Consider the following 1,739-nt stretch of genomic DNA (forward strand, 5'->3'; position numbering starts at 1 on the left):
GCTAGCCCCATATTCCGCGCCGTGAGGATCGTCAGGTTTCTTCGGTGTGGCAGGTTGGCCGGGCGGTTGGTCTGCGGCAGGGTTCTGGTGCGTGAGACAACATGCGCAGTTCGGGACGCCGTCGGTCGAGAAGCTGCTCGGGGCGTTGCCGGTAGTGGCCGATTACTGTTCCCGGTTGAAGATCCGGAGCATCGTCGACGGGCTGTGTCCGGTGGATGACCAGGCCGATCTCACCTATGGGCAGGTGATCGAGGCGTTGGTGGCCAACCGGTTAACGTCTCCGGCTCCGCTGGTGCACGTCCAGTCGTGGGCGGACGGGTGGGCGGTGGGCGAGGCGTTCGGTGTTGAGCCCGCGCTGCTCAACGACGACCGGATCGGACGCGCGTTGGACGCGATCGCCCCGGTCCTGGACCGGATCGCCGGATCGGTCGGGGCGGCGGCGATCGAGGCGTTCGGGATCGACGTGACACGGATCCACTGGGATCTGACGTCGATGTCGATGCACGGCGACTACGACAAGCAGGCCGAGGGGTTCCCGGCGGTGAAGCTCGGCCACCCGAAAGACCGCCGCACCGACCTGAAACAGATACAGACCGGACTCGGTGTGACCGGCGACGGCGCGATCCCGGTGTTCCACCAGGTCTTCGACGGCGGTGCCGGCGAGGTCAGCCAAGTCATCCCGATGATGAGGGCACTGCAGGAGATCGCCACTGAACGCCGGCTCCTGATCATCGGGGATTCCAAACTGATCTCGTACGCGAACGTGGCCGCGATGGACGGCGACGGTGTGACGTTCGTGGCGCCGGCCTCCAAGGCGTACGTGTCCGCGACCGACCTGGCCGGCCTGTCCCTTCACGCGGCGACCGAAGTCGCCTACATCGCCGGACGGGACGCCGGGAAACCCGCCGACCGGCGCGGGGTGTGGCATGTCGTGGAGGACGCCATGAGCGTGACCGGTCCACGCAAAGCCGACCCGGCCGTGTCGTTGCGTCGGGTGTTCGTCCACTCCTCGGCCCGCGCTTCGGCTGCGATCACCGCTCGCGCGAAGAAGCTTCAGCGGGCCGCGGGCGACCTCGGACGACTGGAACGCACCCTGGGATCCCGGCACTACCCGACCGTGGAGAAGGTCGACGCCCGCCTCGCGGCGATCCGGCGGGAACGACGGGTCGCCGATTACCTGCGAACGACGACCGGAACCGATCCCGACACCGGGAAACCCATCCTCACCTGGTCCTTCGACCCGGACGCCATCGCGGGCGAGGCCGCCGGCGACGGCTGGTACGCCCTGCTGACCAACCTGGACGCCGACGAAACCGACGCCGCCGCGGTCCTGATCCTCTACAAGGGCCAAGAAGCAGTCGAACGCCGCTACTCCGCGTTCAAAGGACCCCTCGCGGTGACCGCGCTGTTCCTGAAGAACAACCGGCGCATCGCCGCGTTGATCACCGTGATCTGCCTGGCGCTGCTCATCTTCTCCCTGATCGAACGCCAGGTCAGGATCGCTCTGGCCGAACAGGGCCAGACCAAGGTCGAGGGCTTGTACGCCGGACGGCCCGCGATCCCCACCGGAAAGCTCATCCTCGACGCCCTCGCCACCATCAAAATCATTCCCGGCGCGGGCCAGGATCCCCCGATCATCCCGGCCCCGACACCCCTGCAACTACGACTACTCGACCTGCTTGGCATCGACCCACGCCGACTCCGCTGACGATCCTCAGGGCGCGGAATACGGGGCTAGC

General features: G+C 67.3%; 1 protein-coding gene. It reads left to right on the forward strand.

Annotation, left to right across the window (positions count from 1 at the left end):
• Window positions 1-91 precede the first annotated feature (91 nt).
• Window positions 92-1,708: an IS1634 family transposase gene (locus IZR01_RS49055; protein WP_194900087.1), complete on the forward strand. Its 1,617-nt coding sequence runs from the start codon at window positions 92-94 to the stop codon at window positions 1,706-1,708.
• The last annotated feature ends 31 nt before the right edge of the window (window positions 1,709-1,739 follow it).

It is taken from the genome of Catenulispora pinisilvae (genome assembly GCF_015356865.1).
In the GTDB taxonomy this organism is placed as follows: domain Bacteria; phylum Actinomycetota; class Actinomycetes; order Streptomycetales; family Catenulisporaceae; genus Catenulispora; species Catenulispora pinisilvae.